16 protein-coding genes are annotated in these 21,492 nt (G+C 59.7%); all 16 read right to left on the minus strand.

Going from position 1 to position 21,492, the window contains the following annotated elements; genetic code table 11:
* Positions 1-8: 8 nt before the first annotated feature.
* Positions 9-296: a type VI secretion system PAAR protein gene (locus tag I6L34_RS01490; RefSeq protein WP_058057360.1), complete on the minus strand. Its 288-nt coding sequence runs from the start codon at positions 294-296 to the stop codon at positions 9-11.
* Positions 297-601: 305 nt separating this feature from the next.
* Positions 602-2,029, minus strand: coding sequence for a VasL domain-containing protein (locus tag I6L34_RS01495; RefSeq protein WP_216955428.1), 1,428 nt, complete (start codon positions 2,027-2,029; stop codon positions 602-604).
* A gap of 44 nt (positions 2,030-2,073) precedes the next feature.
* Positions 2,074-5,571 (minus strand): type VI secretion system membrane subunit TssM, encoded by a 3,498-nt coding sequence (gene tssM, locus I6L34_RS01500; protein ID WP_064336275.1) that lies wholly within the window; start codon positions 5,569-5,571, stop codon positions 2,074-2,076.
* Between the two features lie 41 nt (positions 5,572-5,612).
* Positions 5,613-7,040: a type VI secretion system protein TssA gene (gene tssA / locus I6L34_RS01505; protein ID WP_216955430.1), complete on the minus strand. Its 1,428-nt coding sequence runs from the start codon at positions 7,038-7,040 to the stop codon at positions 5,613-5,615.
* 8 nt (positions 7,041-7,048) lie between these two features.
* Positions 7,049-7,654: a type VI secretion system-associated protein VasI gene (gene vasI / locus I6L34_RS01510; RefSeq protein WP_216955432.1), complete on the minus strand. Its 606-nt coding sequence runs from the start codon at positions 7,652-7,654 to the stop codon at positions 7,049-7,051.
* Positions 7,654-9,192, minus strand: coding sequence for a sigma-54-dependent Fis family transcriptional regulator (locus tag I6L34_RS01515; protein WP_019444941.1), 1,539 nt, complete (start codon positions 9,190-9,192; stop codon positions 7,654-7,656). The genes vasI and I6L34_RS01515 overlap by 1 nt, the downstream gene beginning before the upstream one ends.
* Before the next feature lie 2 nt (positions 9,193-9,194).
* A complete protein-coding gene (gene tssH, locus I6L34_RS01520) occupies positions 9,195-11,837 on the minus strand; it encodes a type VI secretion system ATPase TssH (RefSeq protein ID WP_058058706.1) in 2,643 nt (880 codons plus the stop codon).
* Between the two features lie 20 nt (positions 11,838-11,857).
* Positions 11,858-12,637, minus strand: a complete 780-nt coding sequence (gene icmH / locus I6L34_RS01525) for a type IVB secretion system protein IcmH/DotU (protein WP_019444943.1) — start codon at positions 12,635-12,637, stop codon at positions 11,858-11,860.
* A gap of 23 nt (positions 12,638-12,660) precedes the next feature.
* Entirely contained in the window at positions 12,661-13,995 is a 1,335-nt protein-coding gene (gene tssK / locus I6L34_RS01530) for a type VI secretion system baseplate subunit TssK (RefSeq protein WP_021230534.1), read from the minus strand.
* Between the two features lie 2 nt (positions 13,996-13,997).
* The gene (tssJ, locus tag I6L34_RS01535) at positions 13,998-14,513 is read right to left on the minus strand and encodes a type VI secretion system lipoprotein TssJ (RefSeq protein WP_058057355.1); all 516 of its coding nucleotides are present in this window, start codon (positions 14,511-14,513) and stop codon (positions 13,998-14,000) included.
* A complete protein-coding gene (gene tagH / locus I6L34_RS01540; protein ID WP_058057354.1) occupies positions 14,513-15,748 on the minus strand; it encodes a type VI secretion system-associated FHA domain protein TagH in 1,236 nt (411 codons plus the stop codon). Before tagH ends, tssJ begins: the two co-directional genes overlap by 1 nt.
* Positions 15,749-15,787: 39 nt before the next feature.
* The gene (tssG, locus tag I6L34_RS01545) at positions 15,788-16,786 is read right to left on the minus strand and encodes a type VI secretion system baseplate subunit TssG (RefSeq protein ID WP_042053054.1); all 999 of its coding nucleotides are present in this window, start codon (positions 16,784-16,786) and stop codon (positions 15,788-15,790) included.
* Positions 16,750-18,516, minus strand: coding sequence for a type VI secretion system baseplate subunit TssF (tssF, locus tag I6L34_RS01550; RefSeq protein ID WP_058058703.1), 1,767 nt, complete (start codon positions 18,514-18,516; stop codon positions 16,750-16,752). The genes tssG and tssF overlap by 37 nt, the downstream gene beginning before the upstream one ends.
* A 3-nt stretch (positions 18,517-18,519) precedes the next feature.
* Positions 18,520-18,951, minus strand: coding sequence for a type VI secretion system baseplate subunit TssE (gene tssE, locus I6L34_RS01555; protein ID WP_005299981.1), 432 nt, complete (start codon positions 18,949-18,951; stop codon positions 18,520-18,522).
* A gap of 6 nt (positions 18,952-18,957) precedes the next feature.
* A complete protein-coding gene (gene tssC / locus I6L34_RS01560) occupies positions 18,958-20,439 on the minus strand; it encodes a type VI secretion system contractile sheath large subunit (RefSeq protein ID WP_019444949.1) in 1,482 nt (493 codons plus the stop codon).
* Between the two features lie 37 nt (positions 20,440-20,476).
* A complete protein-coding gene (gene tssB, locus I6L34_RS01565; RefSeq protein WP_058057353.1) occupies positions 20,477-20,980 on the minus strand; it encodes a type VI secretion system contractile sheath small subunit in 504 nt (167 codons plus the stop codon).
* Positions 20,981-21,492: the final 512 nt, after the last annotated feature.

A 21,492-nucleotide genomic window follows, 5' to 3' on the forward strand; every position in this document is an offset into this window, starting at 1 on the left:
TCTGTTCCTTATCCTGCCTGTCCGCTACCGGAACCAATCACCACGCCACCACAATCCACTGACGTGCCGGTGACGGCGATGGGTTTGCCATTCACCAGCACAGAGCCAACACCACCGGCAATGGCCCGTGGGTGCGGCGGGTTGTTGGGCTTGTCATGGGGCGCCAGTGGATCACCTTGACGAGCCACAGGCTTACCATCGAGGAACACGTCGGGACTGGCAGCTATCACCGGGGTCGGTGGGAAGCCATCGTGGTCGGTGCCGATGTCACCGAGCAGTGCGATAGCGGGGCACATAGTCATTCTCCATATGAGTGGGGAGACGCACAGACATCATCCCTCTGCCCCTGTGCCCGATGGAACGCACCAGGCACAGGCGATTTTGATAAACAGCAGATAAACAGAACAGGCCACAGCACAGGCTATGCCATTTAGCACTGGCGAAATTAGCCAAATAAAATCAAATGGTTAACCTCTTTCGATAGATGACAGGGTTATCCATTCGCAAGGGATTGCGCAAACAGGGAAATCCCCCTACCAAATATTGCATCTGCAGTGCAACCATCTGGAATATGCGCAACTGGTTGCGCATAACAGAGCAATCAGCTACCGGATAGCCCCTGTTGCAGTTGGTAAAGCCGGATGTTGAGTGCTTTCAAGTCACTCTCTATCCCTTTCAGCTCGGCAGCCGTAATAGGCTCCTGCGACGCTTTTCGCGCCTCCAGTTCGCTCAGGCGCAAGCTGAACGGGATCTCCTGCATCAGGTTCTTCTGTACCTCGTAGAGCTGAGACTTGAGGTAGGAAATCGTGACCGTCTTGCGCTGACGCTCCAGCTCCAGCAGCTGATCGATCAGGGCATCGACCCCGGCGCGCGCCTCCAGATAGGTCGGAACCCGGTTGAGATCCCCTTGCTGACCGGCCAGCGCGGTCTGCCACTGTTTGTCGAGGGCCTTGACCGCCAGCGAGTCGGGATAGAGCATCTGCAGCGAATTGCGCAGCCCCTCGCCATAGCGGTACCAGTAGAGGGGAGAGGTCTGCTCCAGCCGGTCCAGCTGTGCCTGATAACGCGACACCAGCTCGCTCTCCATCCCCTGCAGGGTCTGCTCCCCCAACACGATGCGCGCCTGGCGAATGTCGTCATAACTCAGGGCCTGCGGTAACGCTGCAGCGGGTTGTTGCAACCGTTGCGCCGCGATGACCTTCTCCTGCTGCTGATGTTGCCAGCCAAGCCATCCCATCATGGGCAAGGCGCAGGCGAGCAGGCCACAGCCAAACCAGAACCAGGCCGGCCGCTGTTTGCGGTGCTGCTCAATCTTGAGCACGGTCGGCTTCATCTGCCCCTTCTCACGCCCCACCAGGATACTGCCCTGAGGCAGGTGCGGGGTTGCCCCGACAGAGGCGCCGTGGTCGCTCTCCATGTCGGATTTGAAGAAGACCATCGGCGGGATCTGCAGCTCATCCTTGAGGCCCGGCTCATCGGAGACGATGACGATCTCGGTCTCGTCAAACAGATGGGTGTACCCCTCGATAAAGTGCACCAGATTCTCGACCCGGGGGATGCGGCTCAAACCGGCGTTGTGCAGCTTCTCGCTGATGAGTTGCAGTGCCCGCTCGCAGCGGTAGATCAACCGCTTGTCCTCGTGGCTGATCTGGTACTGGCGGATCACGTCACTGATGCGGGCAATAAACCAGTCGAGCATCTCGATGCGGGCCCGCTCCTGATGCACCGGTGGCCAGAAACTCTCCCACTGGGTGACGATCAGGTTGGCGAGAAACTCGCACCCTTCGGTAAAGCCGCTCAGCCCCTGAATGCGGGAGCGCGCCAGAGTGAAGTAGATGGCGGTTTGCAGATCCACCCCGTGCTTTTCAAAGATTTGACTGGCAAGCTGATGGATCCTGACCCAATCCACCTCGGGGCGGGAGGCGTGGCTAAGCTTGTTGATCTCGGCGCGCAGCGCCTCGTACTCCGGCAACATTCTGGGGTCACGCCCCACTTTCAATGCCTGCTGGCCTTGTTGATTCTGTGACATATCGGATTCCAAAATGCGGAGGGGCATGACGCCCCCCAACATGATCAGTAGAGGGATTCAGGCAAGCTGAACTGGCTGAACAGGCCGCCGGTGAAGGGGTTCTGGGCGCTGTCGGTATAGACCCGATAGGTCATGGCACCCTGATCCACCGGGAAGCGCACATCAAAGGTGGCCTCGTTGACCTGAGTCAGCTCCCCCTTGTCCATCAGGCGGAACATGGCCCAGGGACCGACAAAGCCCTCGCTGCGCGGTGAACGTTCGCGGGCCGCCGGTACCAGGGTGATCTTGCTTTCAGCCCCGTCGCGCATGGTGTTTGGCCACACCAGCGGGATCTTGTTGCGACGGCCGTGGGCATACTCCAGCAACTGGCCATCCAGGTTGAGCACACTACGCCGCTTGTTGGCGGTGAGTTCGATGGGCTCGAGGGCAAATTGCACCTCCAGATTGCCCTGCTGGCTGAAGAAGATCTGGCGGATCCGCGCAGCGCGATCCAGCTGTTTGATCAGCTCCGCCTGAATGGGTGAGCTCAGCTCTCCCTCCATCAAGCCCCCCTCCACCATGGGTTTGAGGTTGACCTGATAGAAGCTGTCCAGGGTGCCGCCCGGCGCAAAGAAGCGCTCCATCTCGGAGAGCGGCACATCCTTGGCAGAGCTCGGGTTGAACGGATAGCGATCCGCCAGTTGGCTGTTGAACGGTGCCAGCACCTTCGCCTGCCACTCCTGATTGAGGGATGACATCGCCAGATCAATCACCAGTTGCGAACTCTGATCCGCCAGTTGACCCACCCAGCGATTGAGCGGCTCGGGCAGACCACGGGCATACTGCTGCAATGCAAAGACCGGATCGGCGTACTTGTTGGTCAAACGCAGTTGCACCGCCTTGAGGGCTGACTGTCCCGGCTCGGTGGCATTGACGATCAGCTCCATATAGTGCTGCAGTTCAATCAGCTTCTGGTTCACTTCGGAAATGAGCGGCCCCTGTTCGCCACGGCCAGTCAAGACGCCATTGGTGGCCATAAAGGGGCGACCTATCCGGGCAGTGATCGCCTGCGCCGGATCTCCTTCCGCATCGGAGATCTTGCGAATACGGGTATTGTCATCCAGCGCAGCGAGCACCCGCTGGAATGGCTGGTCGTTGCCGGTGATGGCCGAGAGCACATCGAGCGCCTGCTCGGGACTGGCAAGGGTCTGCACATCCAGATTGGTCAGCAATTTTTGCCACTGGTTGACGTAATCGGTGACATAGCGATCGTTGACCTGACGGGTGATCTCCTTGCGATCCGCCTCGCTCAACTGGCTCAGCTTGCGCTGGCCCAGCACCCAGGCATCCATGGCGGTGAGATCGATCAGCGCCTTGTCCTGTTTGAGGAAGAAATCACTGAACCCGGGCCAGGTCAGCAAACGCGGCACCTGACCAGCACTCTCGTTGCGCAGGGCAAACACGGTATCGAAGGTGGGGCCCACCTCGTCACGGACATTGAGATCCGGCGGCAACACATCACCCGCCTTCACCACCAGATTCTGATAGACCCGCTGATACATGGGCAATTTGCCCAGTTCACGCTGGGCGCCATACACCGGCTCCTTGAACGGCACAAATGCCGTGATGGCAGCCTGATCCCGAGCGGCGCGAGCACCATGCCAGTCGGTATGATCAAGGGCATAGTCAAGATGTCCCATCAACTGCTCCTGGACCGCCCCCTGTCCCGGGAACGCTTTCTGCCAGCGGCTGGCCATGTACTGCTCCACCAGCTCCTTGTTGCGACCGGAGGCATCATCGAGCATCCGCATCACCCGCAGGATGGAGAGCTTCTCCTCGCTGCCAGCCGGTGCCCGGTTGAGATCCTCCAGCAGTCCCTGCATCTGGGCAGGCAGGAAACGCAGCCCCAGCAGTTGCAGATAGGAGCCTTCCACATAGGGGCCAATCTCATCCCCCTGATAGAGGCCAAGGTCTGCCACCAGCGGCATCCGTTCGCGGTAGTTGCCAAAAGAGAGGGTTGCCTCGCGAATAAGGTTGAGACGTGGCAACTGGCTGACACCGAAGGCATGTTCATCAGCGACCTCGTTGGTCTCGGTGAACGCTTGCGCCTTGGTCAGTACATTGCGCCCCGCCTCCTCATTGACCCGGTAGAAGTAGTGCCAGCCACCGATCAGGGCTGCAGAGAAGAGCGACAAGCAACTCAAGCCAATGGCCATCCGGCGACGACGATAGAGGGTATGCAGCCGATTTTCTCCGGCCAGATGGGCCTCGGGGAAGATGATCGAAGAGAACAACTTGCGCACAAAATAGGTGTTGGACTCCCCGCGCAGGGCGGAGTGAATAGGCTCGGGCAAGCTGTAACGCCGGGAAGCGGCCTGAGCAAAGGCATCGAACGGGACACCTTGCTGATAAACGGAGCTGATATAGACGCCGCGCACCAGCAGTGGTTTGCTCTCTTCAATGGTCAGGGTTTCATCGAGCAGGCTGGTCACATAATCCTTGAGACCCGCCAATTGACGGACAAACGAGAAGAGGGCGTTGCGCTGGGCGGCATCGAGCCGGGCCAGCATCATCTCGGGCAAATTGCGGTTGAGATTGTCGACCCACTGATCCCAGAACAGCGCCAGATCCTGCTGCCAGGATTTGCCCTGACTGCTGCCGGGATTGAAGGTCACCCCCAGCACGGCGTCACGGGCCTCTTTATCCAGCTGTTCATAGACCACATCAAAGCCGCGCAGCATGTCGAGTTTGGTGAAGGTGACATAGAGCGGCAGCCGGGTATTCATGGTGGCCGACACCTCTTGCAACCGGGCACGCATCAGCTGGGCATACGCCTTGCGCTCGGCCACGCTGGCCGCAGACAACCACGCCAAATCAACGGTCAGTACCAGACCATTAAGGGGCTGACGACGACGGTGCTCGTTGAGCCAGTTCAGCAGATGCAACCAGAGCCGCTCATGCTTGCGAGCTTGCGGGTCCAGCTCGGGCTCGGCTTGTGACAACAGCGCACCGGCCGGATCCAGCATTACGGCTTGCTCCCCCAGCCAGCAATCGACCAGCTGGCCTTGCGCCACGTCCCGCAGTTCGGTATCGAGTCTGGGATTGAGCTTGTTGGCCGGATTGGCACGGTGGATCAGGCTGCTCTTGCCGCTGCCGGGCAGACCCAGCACCAGATACCAGGGCATGGCGTAGAGCGCCCCCTTGCCAAGGTGTTCATTCAAGGCTTGCAACCAACGATTGAGGAACTGCGCCTGTTTGTCGATGAGCCCTTTGACCGGATCTTGTTCCAGCAGCACCTCATGCTGGCGCTCGGCCTTGAGCTGCTTCATCTTGCGCCATACCCGCCAGGAGAGTACCCCCAGCAGCAACCAGAGCCAGAGCAGGGTAAACACCACCCGCCCCCACAAGGGCTCGAATGGCTTGGCATCACGGATCTCGATGCGAGGCCCCAGCCACCACACCAGGATCAGGGCGACAACCCACAGCACCACACCGAGCAGGGGCCAGGAGGGTTTCAGTTTCGGCAGCTGTTGCCGCAGAAAGGTAAAGATGGTTTTGAACATAAAATGTGATCCAACTCCGACTCAATGACTCATTTCGGCACTTATTTCGGCAAATGGGTGGCATAGGGGGCCAGGCGGCTGACCAACCCGGGCTCCCACTGCGACAACCCGAGGCGATCTGCCTCTTGCCACAAGTGTTGATATTGCTGGCGCGCAAGCGCCTCCATGCCTTCCTGCTCCAACAACTCCGCCTGCACCAGCAAGGCATGGAAGCGGGCTCTTGGCTCTTTCATCTGTGCCATCCGCTCATCAAGCAGGGCGAGCGCGGCGGCAATCCCCTGTTCCCCATGACGCAAGGCGACCTCCTCGGCCAGCTCGGCCTGTCCGCTGCCGCCCCCACTGCTCTTTGCAGGCTGCAACCAGCGGCTGCACTCGGGGGAGAGAAACGGGGAACCATCGCTGAAGGTGAGATCTCGCAGCGCTGGCAGGCGCTGTAAAAACGCATCCAGCTCCGCCATGATCGCCTGTGCCACCGCGCCATATCCCAGCTTCTGTGCCACCTCGGCCGAGAGCCTGTGCCCCTCGAACCAGTAAGGGGCCAGCGTCAGGCTCTGCTCGATGCGCTGCCAGAGCGCCAGATCTGGCGTGCCCATGGCTGCGCGATACTCATCCACCATGTCAACCGACATGGGCGCAAGCTGGGTCTTGTTGCCCTGCGCCGTTATCGGCGGGGTGGTGATGCCGGCCCAGATGGCATGACGACGCAGCCGATAGCCGATAGCCACCTCTGGCTGGCGCTCAATCAGCAGCTCCGCCACCTTGAGCTGGGTCTGTCGCCATGCCCGATCGTTGGAGCTATCAATCTCGACCCCGGAGCCCTTGCTGCTGCCACTGAGCACCATGGTGCCTGCCATGCCGCTAGCACTGGCGGTCGCTGCAGCAGCGCTGCTTGCAGGTTGACCTCCGGCATCTGCCTGGGCCTGGGCAACCTGTTGTCGCTGGGCCCGCTTCAACCCCATCACCAGAGGATCCAGAAGTTCCCCCTTGTCAGGGCACTGGGTCAGCCAGACGGCCTCCAGCTGTTCTGCCTGCGCCAGCAACTGCGCCAGTTCCGCCGCAGAGGCGCTCTCGCTCACCCTCGGCAGGGCACCCTCGAAGCGCTTGATGATCTGCACCATCAATCGCTGCTTCTGGGTCGCATTCCCGGGCCAGGCCAACAGCCAGTAAGCCTTGATCCAGGCTTCCAGCAAGCTCAGCGCCGCGCCCATCGGGGTCGCCTTGGCGGGATGCTGCAGGCAGCGCAGCAGTTGGGCCAGCACCCGCATATCCTTGGTGCGGCTCTCCAGCAATCCCAGACAGGCTTCGGCGACCGCATTGAGATCGACCTGGCTGTGGGCAAGGGAGCCCAACTTGACCAGTTCGGTCTCCACATAGTCCCAGCGAGGCTCATCGGCCAGCACGGCCCCTTTGATCTGTTCATCCGGCAAGCTGGTGAGCAGACGGCTACACCAGGGGTGTTGATAGCTCATCTTCCCCCCTACCAGCGACACTGTTGGCGCACCGGTATCAGCGCCTCTTTCAGGCCGCTGAGATCGACCCGCAGCAAGGCGCCGTTGGCCGCCTGAACCTGCAATTCACGATGACCGATCCAGCGCTTGAGCTCCTCGATGGCGGGCAGACCGCGGCCATATTCGAGCAGCCATCCCTGATCCCGGATAAACCAGCTCTGGCTGCTGCGAGTCGCTTGTCCATCCAGCGCGACCGCGACACTCTCCCCGCGCCACGGCGCATCCAGCCGCAAACGAATATGGGTGATGCTGTTGACACAACCGATCGCCAGGGTGGCACCGCGCAGGGCCGGACGGGTCAATACCGCCGTGCCACTCTCCTCATCCTGTCGCAACAGGAAGGGTGAGCTATCCGGCACTCGGGCCAACTCCTGCTCCGCTATCGCCAGCCAGGCCGGAGACTTGGAGCTCTCCTTGCTGCCTGATTGCGTCGCCTCATTGCCGAGGGCGTCATAGCAGGCGAGCCGGACCAGAGGGGATTGCTCGCGACGACACGCTTGCCACGCCGCCATATCGAGGGGAGGCACCGCATTGCCGGTCGCCAGCAGCAGGGGCAACAAACCCATGATGCTCATCAGTTCACCTCCAGTTTCTGGCACTTGTGATCAAGGGTGCGCTTGGGAATATTGAGGCTCTCGGCTACCAGCATGCGATTGCCCTGAAAGTAGCGCAGGCGCGCTTCAATCACCGATGCCTCGTACTGCTGCATGGCCCGGCGCAGATCGCGGATATGGTTGTAATCATCCAGCGCATCAGGCAGCTCGGCACAGACCCGATCCCGCAGCTCCGGCGGCAAGGCGCCAAGCCCCACCTCTTCACCATGACGGGTGTGGGCACAGGCCACCTCCAGCAGATTGCGCAGTTCGCGCACGTTGCCGGGGAAGTCGTAACTTTGCAGTTGCTTGAGGAACTTGCGCTGCAAGCCAGCCAGTCCCTTGTCATCCTGCGCGGCAAACTGGGCCATGAAGTGCTGGCAGAGCAGCGGCACATCCTCGATATGCTCGCGCAAGGGGGCGATCAGCAGCAGACACTGGCAGAGACGGTGGTAGAGGTCGGCACGGAACCGCCCCTCCTCCACATGGCGGGTCAGCGGCTGATGAGTGGCCGCGATGAGGCGAAAATCGGAGTGATACTCCTGCTCTGCCCCAAGCGGCCGGTAGCTGCGGGTTTCCAGCACCCGTAGCAGCTTGGCCTGCATGGCAGCGGGCATATCGCCCACTTCATCCAGAAACAGGGTGCCACCATTGGCCTGCGCCACCAGTCCGGTCTTGTTGGAGAGGGCGCCGGAGAAGGCCCCCTTCTGATAACCGAACAGCTCGCTCTCAATGAGATTCTCGGGGATGGCGGCACAGTTGATGGCAACGAACGGCTTGGCGGCGCGCTCGGAGCACTGGTGCACCAAGCGGGCGACCACCTCCTTGCCACTGCCGGTCTCCCCCTGAATGAGCACGGTCAGCTTGTGCTGGCCCGCCTGGGCGATCTGCTCGCGCAAGCCGCGGATCACCGCCGACTGGCCAACCAGCTGATCCCCCAGCAACTTCTCGTGCTGGCGCTGGCGCTCCCCCTCCCCCTTGATCTGACGCAGGGAGTCGCGCAACACGTTCTGATCCCGGCGGCTACGACCCAGATCGCGGATCAGGGTGAGCTGGTTGCAAAAGACCTGCGCCAGACTGGCCAGCTCGGGGCGAGCCGCCCACTCCTGCAACACATCGCCACTGTCCATCATCGCCAGCACGGCAAACGGCTTGCCGTTGCCATCATTGAGCGGAAAGGCATGCAGACCGCACTGCTGGCCAAGGTTGGCCAGCAGTGCGCGAAAACCGGCATGCTCAATGCGGGCACCGCCATGGAGGGAATCCCAGGTGCGGGATTGCGCCTTGTGCAGCACATAGGCGAGTGGATGAGAAAAATCATCTACCGCCAGCGCCAGCGCAACCTCCTGCCCCTTGACCCACCCTTTGCACTCCAGCTGGCGGCCGCTCACGTCCAGCATGCCAAGCAGCAGTCCTTTGGGCTGGAAGCTGGCATGGAGGGTCGAGCTCCACCAGTGGCAGAGATGTTGTTCATCCCGTTGCGAGGTGAGCGCGAGGGCGAATGCGAGGGCTTGCTCCATGGTCAGCCCTCCACCTCGGCCACAAACTGGTGATCGGCCACCGAGAAGCGTACCCGGTTGATGGGCTCACCGGCCGAGAGGCGCTGCAACAGTTGCAGGGAAACCGGCGGCAACAGGGCTCCATCAATGACGGACTCCAGCATCCGCGCGCCGTTCTCGCTGCGGTTGGCCCGCAGCAGGATCTCCTCGGCCACCTCGCTCTCCAGCACAACCTCGGCACCGAAACGCTCCTTGAGCAACTTGACCAGCCGGTTGAGTTTGCCACCGACGATCTGCACCAGGGTGTCGTGACCGAGCGGCAGGTAGGGGATCACCTCCATCCGCGCCAGCAGGGCCGGTTTGAAGAAGGCAGCCAGCTCAGGGTAGAGCGCATCCAGCAGGTCATCAGGCTGCTCGGCATGATCGACGATGGTCTGGAAACCGAGGTTGGAGGTGAGGAAAAAGACCACGTTCTTGCAGTCGATGATCCGTCCTTCCCCATCGGCCAGCTCGCCCTTGTCGAACGCCTGATAGAAGAGGTTGAGCACGTCGGGGTGCGCTTTTTCCACCTCATCCAGCAGCACCACCGAGTAGGGCTTCTGCCGAATGGCTTCGGTCAGCACGCCACCCTCGCCAAAGCCGACATAGCCGGGAGGCGAGCCGATAAGACGGGAGACGGTGTGCTTCTCCTGATACTCGGACATGTTGATGGTGGTGAGATACTGACGACCACCAAACATCAGCTCGGCAATCTGCAACACGGTTTCGGTCTTGCCAACCCCGCTTGGTCCCACCAGCAGGAAGGCCCCCAGCGGACGGCCTGGACGACGCAAATCGGCGCGGGCGGTCAGCAGGTGTTTATGCAGGTGGGCCACCGCCACATCCTGCCCCTTGATGAGCTCGCCAAGGTACTCCGGCAGACGGGTCACCACATCGAGCTCCCCTTGGGAGATGCGATTAAGCGGCACCCCGGTCCACTCGGCGATCACCGCTGCGATCTGAGTCTTGTCTACATGGGCAGAGACCAGTACCTCACCCTGTTGCAGCTCGGCCAGCTCGCGCTCGAGACCTGCCAGCTGCTCGGCAGCCGCTTGCGGATCGAGCGGCGCATCGGCGAGATCCAGCGCTTCTCTGGCCAGCATCTCATCCTGCTGATCGGCCAGTAGGGCGGCACGCAGCTCGACAATCCGATGCACCAATCCCTGCTGTTGCTGCCACTGTGCTTCCTGCTCACGCAGGGTGTCACGGCATGTCTGCTGGGCCGCTTTCAGTTCTGTGAGTCGCTCATCGTTGTCACCCAGACCGATCAGGCTCTGGCGCTCCAGCTGACGGATCTCCAGCTCACGCTGGCGCAGTTCGTTTTGCAAATGGCTGACCGCGCGCGGTGGCGTGGTCAGGTTGATGGCCACTCGGGCACAGGCGGTATCGAGTACGTCGATCGCCTTGTCCGGCAGTTGACGACCGGAGATGTAACGGGCGGAGAGCTGGGCAGCGGCTTGCAACGCCTCCTCATCGATCAGCACCCCGTGGGCCTTTTCGTAGATGCTGCGCAGACCGCGCAGGATCACGGTGGCTTCATCTGCATTAGGCTCACCCACTTTCACCAGCTGGAAACGGCGCGACAGGGCGGCATCTTTTTCCACGTACTTCTTGTACTCACCCCAGGTGGTAGCGGCGATGGTGCGCAGCTCGCCACGAGCCAGCGCGGGTTTGATGAGGTTGGAGACATCCAGCCCCCCCGCCTGATTGCCCGCCCCGATCAGGGTGTGGGCCTCATCGATAAAGAGGATGACAGGTCGCACGGCGTCCTTGACCTCCTGCATCACCCCCTTGAAACGCTTCTCGAACTCCCCCTTGACCGAGGCTCCGGCCTGCATGGCGCCAAGATCCAGGGTCATCAGCTCCACATCGCGCAATTTTTCCGGCACCTGGCCTGCGACGATGCGCAGCGCCAACCCTTCGATCAGGGCACTTTTACCGACACCCGCCTCCCCCACCACGATGGGGTTGTTTTTGCGGCGACGGGAGAGGATGTCGATCATCAGATCGATCTCGTGATCCCGGCAGAGTACCGGATCCAGGGTTCCCTGACGGGCCTGTTCGGTGACGTTGACAGTAAAGCGGGCCAGCAGGCTGGCATCGGCGGGCAGCGCGGCCTGAGTCGAAGTGCCGTTGGCAGAAACAGTCACTTGGGTCTCGGCAGACTCTTTCACCCACTCGTCGAACTGCTGGCGCAGCAGCTCGCGATTGACGTTGGCAAGCAAACGGGTCACCGAGCCCGGCAGGTAACGCTGGGGAGTCATCAGCAGCACAAGCAGCATGACGCCGCTGCGCAGTTGGCCATGTTGCAGCTCGGCAGAGGCGAGCAGCCAGCTGTCTTGCAGCCACTCCACCAATAGCGGCGAGAAGGAGGGATAACCCTGACCATAACCGTTATCGGCCGCCGAGGGTTGCAGCAGGCTCTTTAACTCTTCAACCTCAACTTCGGCCCGTTTGAGGATCTGACGCACATCGCTGAGGGGGGTCTCCAGCATCTTGAGCAGCAGGTGCTCGATGCGGATCTCGGCGCCCTGATGATTGACACAGAGGGCCGCAGCCTCCTCCAGCATGTGACGGCAGATGGGGTTGAGTCTTTCCACCAGTACCGGTAGCTCTATACGAATCAAGGCGTGCTCTCCTTAAGTATTTATTTTAATAATTCGCCCAGTTGACGCAGTACGTCCTGGGTCTGGTTATTGAGTTGGTGGTGATAGAGGCCAAAGATGATGGCCAGGATCAGCGCGCCGCCCATAAACAGGGTGCGCAGGGAGACTTGCTTGCGCAGCTGGTAGCGAGATGCCTGCTGACCGAGGTCGAGATGAAACACGCTGGGTGCCTCACCGCCACGTTCGAGTGACAGCTGCTTGTGCAGTTGCTTGACGATCCGTTCAAACTCGTCACGGCCCTGGCTCATCACCTTGTAGCGCCCCTCAAAACCAAGGCAGAGGCAGAGATAGATGAACTCCAGGATGTCGCGATAGCGCACCGGATCTTCCTGCAGACGCGACAGCAGCACGAACACCTTCTCGCCACCCCAGGTCTCGTTGTGAAACCTGGCCAGCAGGGAGTGTTGGGACCATTCGCTCTGGCTGCCCCAATCGCGCCCCATCACCGCCTCATCGATAAAAGTACAGAGGATGTAGCGAAACGAGAGGACGACGCCGTTCTCGTAACCCTGAGCCATCAACTCCTGCTCGATGGCCTGGATCTCGGTCACCACCCGTTGATAAAGCTCGGGCACCCGGTCGTAGCGCGACAACAGACGCACCCGCTGTACCAGCCCCAGCAGCGGGGTCACCGCATCGATCATCGGGTTGATGCTCTGGCCACGCAGGCGGAACCAGTAGTCCGAATCCATGTCCAGCTGCTCGGCGTGATCGAACAGCAGGTCGCTCAGTTGCTCGTTGTTGATAATGTCCGTGGTCATCTCTGCTTGTTTCCTTGATGCGATCACTGGCTACGGATGGCCCAGAGCTGCATGTCGAGCTCGGGGAAATCGCCGGCAATGTGGAAGGCGAGCGTGTTGCTGACCGCCAGCATCTGCCAGGCAGGGCTCTGACGGTCGAGCTGGAAGTAGCTGTAACCGGCGTGATAGGGCAACTGGCGCGGCGCCACCGGCAGCGGCAACAGCGGGATACCTGGCAGCTGCAGGCTGATGAGTTCGCGGATCTTGTCGCTCGACGCCACCTTGGTCTGCTGCAGCAACTGTTTGCGCAACTGCTCCTGCGGCATGCGGGCACGCACTGCCAGCACGAAGTCGGCGCTCTGCATCAACTCGCTCTCGTTGACCATGGCCACCATGACGCCGTACTGGTGCTTGCGCAGCTGGATGGAGACGGCACGTGGCGACAGCACGGTACTGAGCGCCTGACGCAGGGCCAACATCACCGGCTCGAAGCTCACCTGCTGATCGTCATGACGATAAGCGGGGAACTCGGGGGGCAGACGGGACTCGTCGGTAAAGGTCATCAACTCGCCACAGAGCTGCACCAGCGCTTCGTGCAACCGCTCGGGGTGCAGGGTGCCAAGACGCGCCAGATGGGAGAGCTGGGGCTGAGCCCGGTTGAGCAGTTGCAGCATCATGAACTCGGCCACATCAGCCACCCCCTGCTGCCCCGGCGCGGCGATGCGCTGGGAGAGGCTGCGAGCCCGCTCGGCCACGAGACCAGCCGATTCGCCAAGGAAACGCTTGAGGGTCGGAATGGCAGAGACGCTGATACTGCAAGGCATGAAATTGGGATCGAGCACCAGACCACCGTCCGGACGCTTGTCCAGAATGCGGGCGATGGCGAGCGAGGCGTAGGCGCTGCGATCTTCCCGCTCCAGCATCAACCGCAAGCTGACCCGCCCCACTTCGAGGGAGACCACGTCGCCCCCTTCGCTGTGCAGATCCCGCACATCGTGGCGATGGGCCTGCAAACGGGTGGCCACCTGACCGCCCTGATTGACCTCGTTGACCCCGCTCACCGAGAGTGGCAGCGCCAGATAGACCTTCTGGTTGGCCACCGAGGCATCGGTGATCTCCAGCGGGGTCGGCAACACATCGTCGTTCGGGATGTTGAAGACGGTGCCGTCCGGCAGGATACCGGTGGCCCCCACCAGCGCGATGCGGCCAAAACCGAGGTAATCCTCGTTGATGGCGAGCGACTGCAGCCCGTAGAAATAGTCGGACAGCGCGCTCAAACGCGCGTGCAGCGCGTAATCTGAATGTCTCTGTTGTTGCTGGAAGTGCTGGGGCTTGATAAAGAGCCCTTCACGCCAGATAACCCGATTTCGACTCGACATAATTATTCTTCTTCTTTTTGTAGTTCCACTTCATCCAGGCGCAGGTGCACCAGGATTTGATAGGCCGTCCCCTTGCTCTTGATCTTGATGACCTTGCGCCACTCGGCGCTGTCCGGATCGGCGTACCGTGCAATCACGCCGATGTAACGGGTCTTCTCGTCAAGCTTGACGGGGGGCAGGTATTTGAACTGGCCGGGCAGCAGGGTGTAGTCCTGATGATCCAGGTAGTTCTTGCCAAGGGCCTTCTCTACATCCGCCGTCACCTGGTCATAGTCAGTAGCGAGCAGCTTGGAATCTTCAGCCAGCAGCACCACCTGAAACTCGATGGGTGCAGCCTCCCCGCTCTCGTTGGGGTTGACATCAGGCTCTGCCAACAGGCTGAGCCCCAGGGTGGAGGGCTGGTCATCGTTGCTCCCCACCTGAATATCCGGGTTCATGGCCACATCGGCCATCTTGCCCATGGTGGTACAACCGGCCAGGGCCAGCAGACAGGCCCCAAACCACAGTGCACGTATCATCAAATCAGTCCCTGTTGCTGACGCACGGCCTGGTCATACGCCTGGGCGTAAACCTGATGGAACAGCTTGTCGAACCCCTGCTGACGGGCGGAGGTGAGTTCGCGGTAGTAGTGCTGGTACATGTTCCAGGCCCAGCCTTCATCGGCCACACCCGGGGTACCGGTACGACGGTAGTGCTCGAAACGGCCGAGCAACGCCTCGGGCGAGAAGGCTTGCAGGATGCTGTCGAGCGCAGCGCCAATAGCCTGCTGGTTCGCCACGTGGTGAATGCGCACATTGCGCAGACTCTCGGCCACCGCAGCAGGCGCGGTCAGGTGCACCGGGCTCTTCTGCTCGGCAAACATCACCGCCAGGGTCTCGTCATAATCGAGACCAAGGCGCAGCGGGTTATCTTCGATGGGGCGCAGGTGCTTGTCCGCCAGCGCCGCCTGATCGCTTTGCAGTTGCAGCAACCCCTCCACCATGGCACGCACTGTCTTGCCCATCTCTTCGAGCATGTCGTGGGCTTGCTGGGTGTCTTGCAGCTGCAACGGCTGGCCAAGACCACGCATCAGCGGAGTCAGGGCGACGTGATCAACGCCCTCCAGTGGCTGGAAGTCGGGGTGGTTCTCGATGGTGGGCATATCCAGAAATTCTTGGTTCATGGTGTTCTCGACGGCTGAAAATGGAGCGAGGGATACGGTGTCCATATCCGGTTGAAACTGCGGTTGAGCCTGCAGGCGAGCATCCACCAAGGGACTCGGGGCCGCACGCTCCTGCTGCAATGCCAGCAGGGGGTCGACCCCCAGGGCCTGTGGGTCATCCAGGGTCTGGGTGTGGTGAGGATCGCTGGCCAGCCACTCATCAAGCTGCTCGGTCGGACGGTTACCCAGCACCTGCTGCAAACTCTGCTCGGGGGAGATGGCACCGAGATAGGCTCTCAGGCGAAAAGGGCCGACAATCAGCTCGTCACCCTGCTCGAGGTTGACCTTGCGAGCCCGCCCGATGGGCGAGGTGGCACCATTGATGTAGGTCTGGCCGCTGAGATCGCACAGGCAGAAACGACCATCATTGAGCTCGACGCGGGCATGGGCTGGCATCACCGCCCCCAACCTGTCTCGCAGTTGCCAGTCATCCTGTTCGGAGGAGCCCAATGTTCCCCCCATCTCGTCGAAGCGATATTGCACCTGCTGGCTGCCGTCGAGCTGCTCGCTGTTGAGCACCACCAGAGATAGTTGCTGGTTAAAGTCGTCCACATTCACTCCTGCACGTATTCCTACACTGAATTTCTGTGCTTATTCCTGTACACAGATCGTCACGAACGGGTCACTCGGCGGTTGGCCGAGAAAGGTACTCCACCCCAAACGGGCACTCTGCTCCTCCCCCAATCTCAGCCCCTTGGCCTGCTCCTGGCCGAAGCCAAGCCGCAGATCCCAAGCCAGCTGATCGCGCAAGATGAAGGAGACAAAGGTCACCAGGGCGTGGAAATGCTCCCCGTTCGGGAGAAATCCGAGAAACTGGCTAAAACTCAGATCATTGATTTTCAATAAAAACTTGCCGGCACAATCATTAACCTTGTCACCGATGACGAAGTCGTGCCCCAGGGTGGCGCAAGCACCGCCCAAGCGGTTTTGCTGCTCCGGATGGATCGGCACCTTGCGCCACTGCCAGGCACTCACTTCCACATCCGCCAGATCGAAGCAGTGGGCCACCAGACCGGCGACCACCTCTGGAGAGCGGCTGGGGCTGGCCAGCATGCCCGCATAGGAGAGCATCTTGGCGCGGTTGACCGGCAAACTCTGACAGACGGCATCGTTGCCAAGCCCCACCAACGCAAACATCAGACGGGAGAACCCATCCTCACCGTCATCCTGAAAACGGACGTGGTAGCGATACTTGCGCCAGATCCGGTGCAGCAGGGTCAGCAGGCGGTGGTGGAAGAAATCCAGGAAAAGACCGAGCTTCTGTTCCCCCTGGGCGTACTCCCACGCCAGCGAGTCGAGGTAATACCCCGGCATCGGCGACTGGCTGCCGTGCAGACCCAGAAAGGCCACTTCCAGTTCGTGGCGCCCCTTCTCGTCGCGGCCAATTTGCAGCACGTCGCTGGTGGGAAACCCCAGCGATGCAGTCGCCTTGAAACGAATATTTTCGTCACTCGGCAGGTGGTCGAGACCACGCTCCTGATCGGCACCATCCAGCCGGTTGAGCAGCTCAACCAGCTGGAAGAAATTGAAACGGGGCGCCTCGTTGGCAGCACTCACATCAGGGAGTGCTGACCGATCTGGACTGGCCACTGATAGCGCTCCTTGTTATCGAGATTGACCACCTCAAGCAGGTGGAAAGCGTTGACGCTGGCATAGAGCGAGAAGAAATGGGCCAGCACTGTGCTGAAGAGATAGAGCTCCCCTTCGCTGCCAAAGGCGGACTGGCGGATGGAGAGCACCGACTTGAGTCCCCGCACCGGCATGCCACGCACCAGCCTGTCCACAGGCTTGGTCTCGATCTCCTCGATCCCCGCCAGCCGCTTGCGCGACGCCTGCTCTGCCTGCTTGTCGTGCAAAGCGGGAAAGTCATAGGTACGCAGCACCTGCACCAGGGCATCCCGGCGCAGTAGCGAGACATAGTTGAGCGACAGGTTGGAAATCAGGGTCCAATGCAGGCTGCCATCGAGAGCCGGACGCAGTGGCCGGGTCGGCCGGATCAGGTTGCGGAAGGTAGAAAACGACGGTGAACTGCCGGTTGGCACGCAGATGCTGCCGACCTTGAGCCGGGCAGCACGGGAGCGGTTGGTGCAGGTGAGCGTCACCGAGATGGATTCATCCAGATCGACCGTAGTGGTTTCATCTCCCCGCACGAACGAGAGGCTGTGTTCGAAGCCATCACCGCTCACCGACTCTCGTACCCGCACCCGGTAATAGAGCGCCAGCCGCTGTTTGGCCCGCTCAATCTGATGCTGAAAACTTTCAAACGGCTGATAAATGCGTGGCGTACCGCGGGAGCGGCCCATATTGCCCTCAACCCAGCCTTCAACCTGATCTACCGAGAAAATTTCGAAACTGTCGGCATAGCGATAGCTCGCCTTGAGCGGGTATTCCGCCTGACGGCCGTTGAGATTGACCGGCTCGCTATCGTGCTGGAACAGGTTGATAGCCGGCACGCAGTTGAGCATGAAGGAGTCGGGACGGATCTTGAGTTCCGCAGGCAAAGGCCGGTCGAAACAGAAATGGATTTTGAATTCACTCACCGGCAGCGGCTGTTTGGGCCACTCACCACCGGAGAGTTCGAAGAAGAGAAAGCTCTCCGGAAAGCAGAAATACTCCTGCAGGATCCGGTAGCCGGAATAGACATTATTCGGATAGGGCAGCAGCGCATCGTCGCGCTCGAAGCCGACCGATTTGAGTGCCTTGGCCTCCTGACGAAAGCGCTTGCCGTCGATCTCAAGCTCGATATGGGAGAGCAGGTTGGAGAGCCAGAAGTAGAGCTCATACGCGGTGTAGCTGTCGCCACCGAGGAAGAAGCGCAGCTTGTCCAGCTGCAATTCGCTAAGCGGCAGAGGGGCATGCAGCGCAATATCGAGCGAGATAGTAGAGAGATCGTTGCCACTTTGCGCCGTTATCTGGCGCATTTCGGCCGGATAGACCCAGGCATCGTGACAGGTCTGAAAATGGCAGGTTACGTCGTCGATTGGCAAACTGTCCAGCTGGCAACCCTGCCTGACCAGTGCCGGTTGGGCAATGGCCCCCGGAATGACCGAAAACTGCATGATGGTCATGCTGGGGACGGGGCGCAGATAGTTCGGCCAGAGCATATTGAGCAGACCGTGAGTCAGCTCGGGGAACTCGTCCTCGATTTTGGCGCGCAGGTTGCCCGTAAGAAACGCAAAGCCTTCCAGCAGGCGTTCCACATCCGGGTCGGTATTCTGCTCCGACAAAAAGCGGGTGAGTTCGGGATAACTATCGGCAAATTCGCGCCCTTGCAGGCGCAAAAAAGCCAACTCATCCCTGAAGTAATGTTCCAGCGACATTGATCAGACCATGCGGTAGTGACGGTGACTGTCCATATGGACGTTGAACGAGGTAACTTGCTCGATATGCTCCAGCCGCACATGGGCCGTCACCTGAAACGACATCTCAAGCGGACTTGCCTGATAGTCGGGTGAACGGACATCCACATGGATGATCCGAGGTTCATAACGACGGATGCATTGCCGGATCGCCTCCCGTATCCGCCCCTTGATATCCGCACTGCCCTGAGTGGCGTCATTGAGATCAATAACCCCCAAATCGGGTGCACTGCGGCAATTGCCGGGACGGGTGTTGAGGATCTGGTCGAGCTGACGTTTGACAGAGTCGACCAATTCATCAACTTCCGAACGGGGGGAGGAGCCAAGCCCCTCCCCTCGGATGCGATCAAACAGGCTGGCCGCATTTCCTCTATCCCAGGAAGAGAGATGCGGCATCGGGCCTTATTCCTTGTCCAGTCGACCTACCAGAGAGAGCTCGAAGCTCGCCCCCATGTACTTGAAGTGCGGGCGCACGGCCATGGCAACCTGGTACCAGCCCGGCTCCCCTTCCACATCCAGCACCTTGATCTGGGCGGCGCGCAGCGGACGACGGCTACGGACGTCTGCCGGCGGGTTCTCTTGGTCTGCAACGTACTGCTTGATCCAGCCGTTCAGTTCACGCTCCAGATCCTGACGCTCCTTCCAGGAGCCGATCTGCTCGCGCTGCAGCACTTTGATGTAGTGCGCCAGACGGTTGATGATAAACATGTAGGGCAGCTGGGTACCCAGCTTGTAGTTGGTCTCCGCTTCCTTGCCTTCCTTGGTGTTGGGGAACACCTTGGGTTTTTGCACCGAGTTGGCAGAGAAGAACGCCGCGTTATCACTGTCCTTGCGCATGGTCAGGGTGATGAAACCCTCTTCGGAGAGCTCATATTCGCGACGGTCGGTGATGAGCACTTCGGTCGGGATCTTTGCTTGCAGCTGACCCATGGCCTCATAAACGTGCACCGGCAGATCGTGGATGGCACCACCGCTCTGCGGGCCAATAATGTTCGGGCACCAGCGGTACTTGGCAAAGCTGTCGGTCAGGGAGGTGCCCATCAGATAGGCTGTGTTGCCCCACAGGTAGTGATCGTGATCCGAGCTGATATCCTCCTGATAATTGAAACCCTTGATGGGGTTCTCGGTCGGATCATAAGGCAGACGGGCCAGGAAACGTGGTGCAGTCAGCCCCAGATAACGGGCATCTTCCGACTCGCGCAGGGAGCGCCATTTGGTGTAGGCCGGTCCTTCGAACACCGATTTCAGATCCTTGATGGAGGGCAGATCGGTGAAGCTGTCGACGCCGAAGAAGGCGGGAGCGACAGAGGAGATGAAGGGGGCGTGGGCCATGGCACCGACGGCACTGACATACTGCATCAGCTTGATGTCAGGCGAGCTGTGGGTAAAGGCGTAGTCGCCGATCACGGCACCGATCGGCTGGCCACCGAACTGGCCGTAGCCGGTTGAATAGACATGCTTGTAGAGACCGGACTGGGTGATCTCCGGGGAAAACTCGAAATCTTCCAGCAGCTCTTCCTTGGTAGCGTGCAGCACCTGGATCTTGATGTTTTCACGAAAATCGGTGCGATCTACCAACAGCTTGAGGGAGCGCCAGGAGGATTCCATCTCTTGCAGCTCTTTGGCATGCAGGATGACGTCCATCTGCTTGCTCAGCTTCTTGTCGAGCTCGACAATCATGCTGTCAACCAATGCCTTGTTGACCGGCTCGCTGGTGGTACCGCTGTCCAGAATGTTGGCGATAAGCGCAGCCACACCCTGCTTGGCAACACTGTACCCCTCATCAACCGGTGTGATGCGAGCCTGCGCCATGATTTCGTCCAGCAAAGAGGACGAGGAGGCTGCACCCGCCCCCGCTTGAACCTGTTCTTCGACCAAAGACATGTTTGTTCCTTTCTCGTCAGTCAATACAACCCGCCGATCACTCGGCAGGCTTGATCAAATCCAGCTCTTTGAGCAGTTGCTCACGAGCCTCATCACTGGACAGCAGATCCTGCAAACGATTGCGGAAAGAAGGGATGTTGCCCAATGGCCCCTTCAGGGCAACCAGCGCCTCACGCAGTTCAAGCAGCTTGCGCAGCTCGGGGACCTGTTGGGCAACACTGTCAGGAGTGAAGTCTTCCAGTGACTGGATTTTGATCGAAACCGGCAGATCGTCCTGGCTGTTCTCTTCCAGACGATTGGGAACAGAGAAGTTCAGTTCCAGTGCCGATTCTTTCATGACGGAAGAAAAGTTGTTTTTGTCGATGGAAACGGTTTGGCGCTCCTCGATCGGCGTTTCTTCGGTACGGCCCTTCATATTACCGACCACCATCATAGTCAGCGGAAGTTCAATTTCCGCCTGTTGACCACCGGTTGCCGGTACATATTTGATATTGATACGTTCTTTGGGCGCAACTGTGGCGCCGTCAATTCCTTTTCCCATGCTCTAAATACCAAGTTAAGGGTCACCCAAGACCCTATAGCTTATAGCTTATACCCCTCCTCTCAACTGTAAGATATTACAGTTAAGCCATCCTATGGACGATTTTGTCAAAGAGGCACTCACCAACGATGCACTTTTGATATATTTCAAGCAAAAGCTCTAGTTATCAAAAGCACAATATCTCTTGTTATTTATCTACAACCCGAAGCCTCAACTCAATGGTGTGAGGTCATATTGGCATTAATGCCTATTTTGAGCGGCATGGTATATAGAGAGAATTTGATGGTCAACGAATAATTCTAACGCGAACACATGAAAGCCATTAAAACCATTAAAAAACAAAAACTTAAATGAAAAATCAATCTTTGCGACAATAAAGACGCTCGCACGATGACATCACAATAACAACCTGTCATTTATTACAGTTGACCTAGGGTAGCATTAGAAGAATGCGCCATCGAATCACATTATTGATACCGTCTTTATCGCTATGCGAGCGCATGCGTCAAAAT

Source organism: Aeromonas sp. FDAARGOS 1404, assembly GCF_019047085.1.
GTDB lineage: Bacteria > Pseudomonadota > Gammaproteobacteria > Enterobacterales > Aeromonadaceae > Aeromonas > Aeromonas veronii.

Excerpts from the sequence above, each read along its gene's own strand:
- I6L34_RS01490 (WP_058057360.1), bottom strand. The coding sequence starts at position 296 with ATGTGCCCCGCTATCGCACTGCTCGGTGACATCGGCACCGACCACGAT.
- I6L34_RS01495 (WP_216955428.1), bottom strand. The coding sequence starts at position 2,029 with ATGTCACAGAATCAACAAGGCCAGCAGGCATTGAAAGTGGGGCGTGAC.
- tssM (WP_064336275.1), bottom strand. The coding sequence starts at position 5,571 with ATGTTCAAAACCATCTTTACCTTTCTGCGGCAACAGCTGCCGAAACTG.
- tssA (WP_216955430.1), bottom strand. The coding sequence starts at position 7,040 with ATGAGCTATCAACACCCCTGGTGTAGCCGTCTGCTCACCAGCTTGCCG.
- vasI (WP_216955432.1), bottom strand. The coding sequence starts at position 7,654 with ATGAGCATCATGGGTTTGTTGCCCCTGCTGCTGGCGACCGGCAATGCG.
- I6L34_RS01515 (WP_019444941.1), bottom strand. The coding sequence starts at position 9,192 with ATGGAGCAAGCCCTCGCATTCGCCCTCGCGCTCACCTCGCAACGGGAT.
- icmH (WP_019444943.1), bottom strand. The coding sequence starts at position 12,637 with ATGACCACGGACATTATCAACAACGAGCAACTGAGCGACCTGCTGTTC.
- tssK (WP_021230534.1), bottom strand. The coding sequence starts at position 13,995 with ATGTCGAGTCGAAATCGGGTTATCTGGCGTGAAGGGCTCTTTATCAAG.
- tssJ (WP_058057355.1), bottom strand. The coding sequence starts at position 14,513 with ATGATACGTGCACTGTGGTTTGGGGCCTGTCTGCTGGCCCTGGCCGGT.
- tssF (WP_058058703.1), bottom strand. The coding sequence starts at position 18,516 with ATGTCGCTGGAACATTACTTCAGGGATGAGTTGGCTTTTTTGCGCCTG.
- tssE (WP_005299981.1), bottom strand. The coding sequence starts at position 18,951 with ATGCCGCATCTCTCTTCCTGGGATAGAGGAAATGCGGCCAGCCTGTTT.
- tssC (WP_019444949.1), bottom strand. The coding sequence starts at position 20,439 with ATGTCTTTGGTCGAAGAACAGGTTCAAGCGGGGGCGGGTGCAGCCTCC.
- tssB (WP_058057353.1), bottom strand. The coding sequence starts at position 20,980 with ATGGGAAAAGGAATTGACGGCGCCACAGTTGCGCCCAAAGAACGTATC.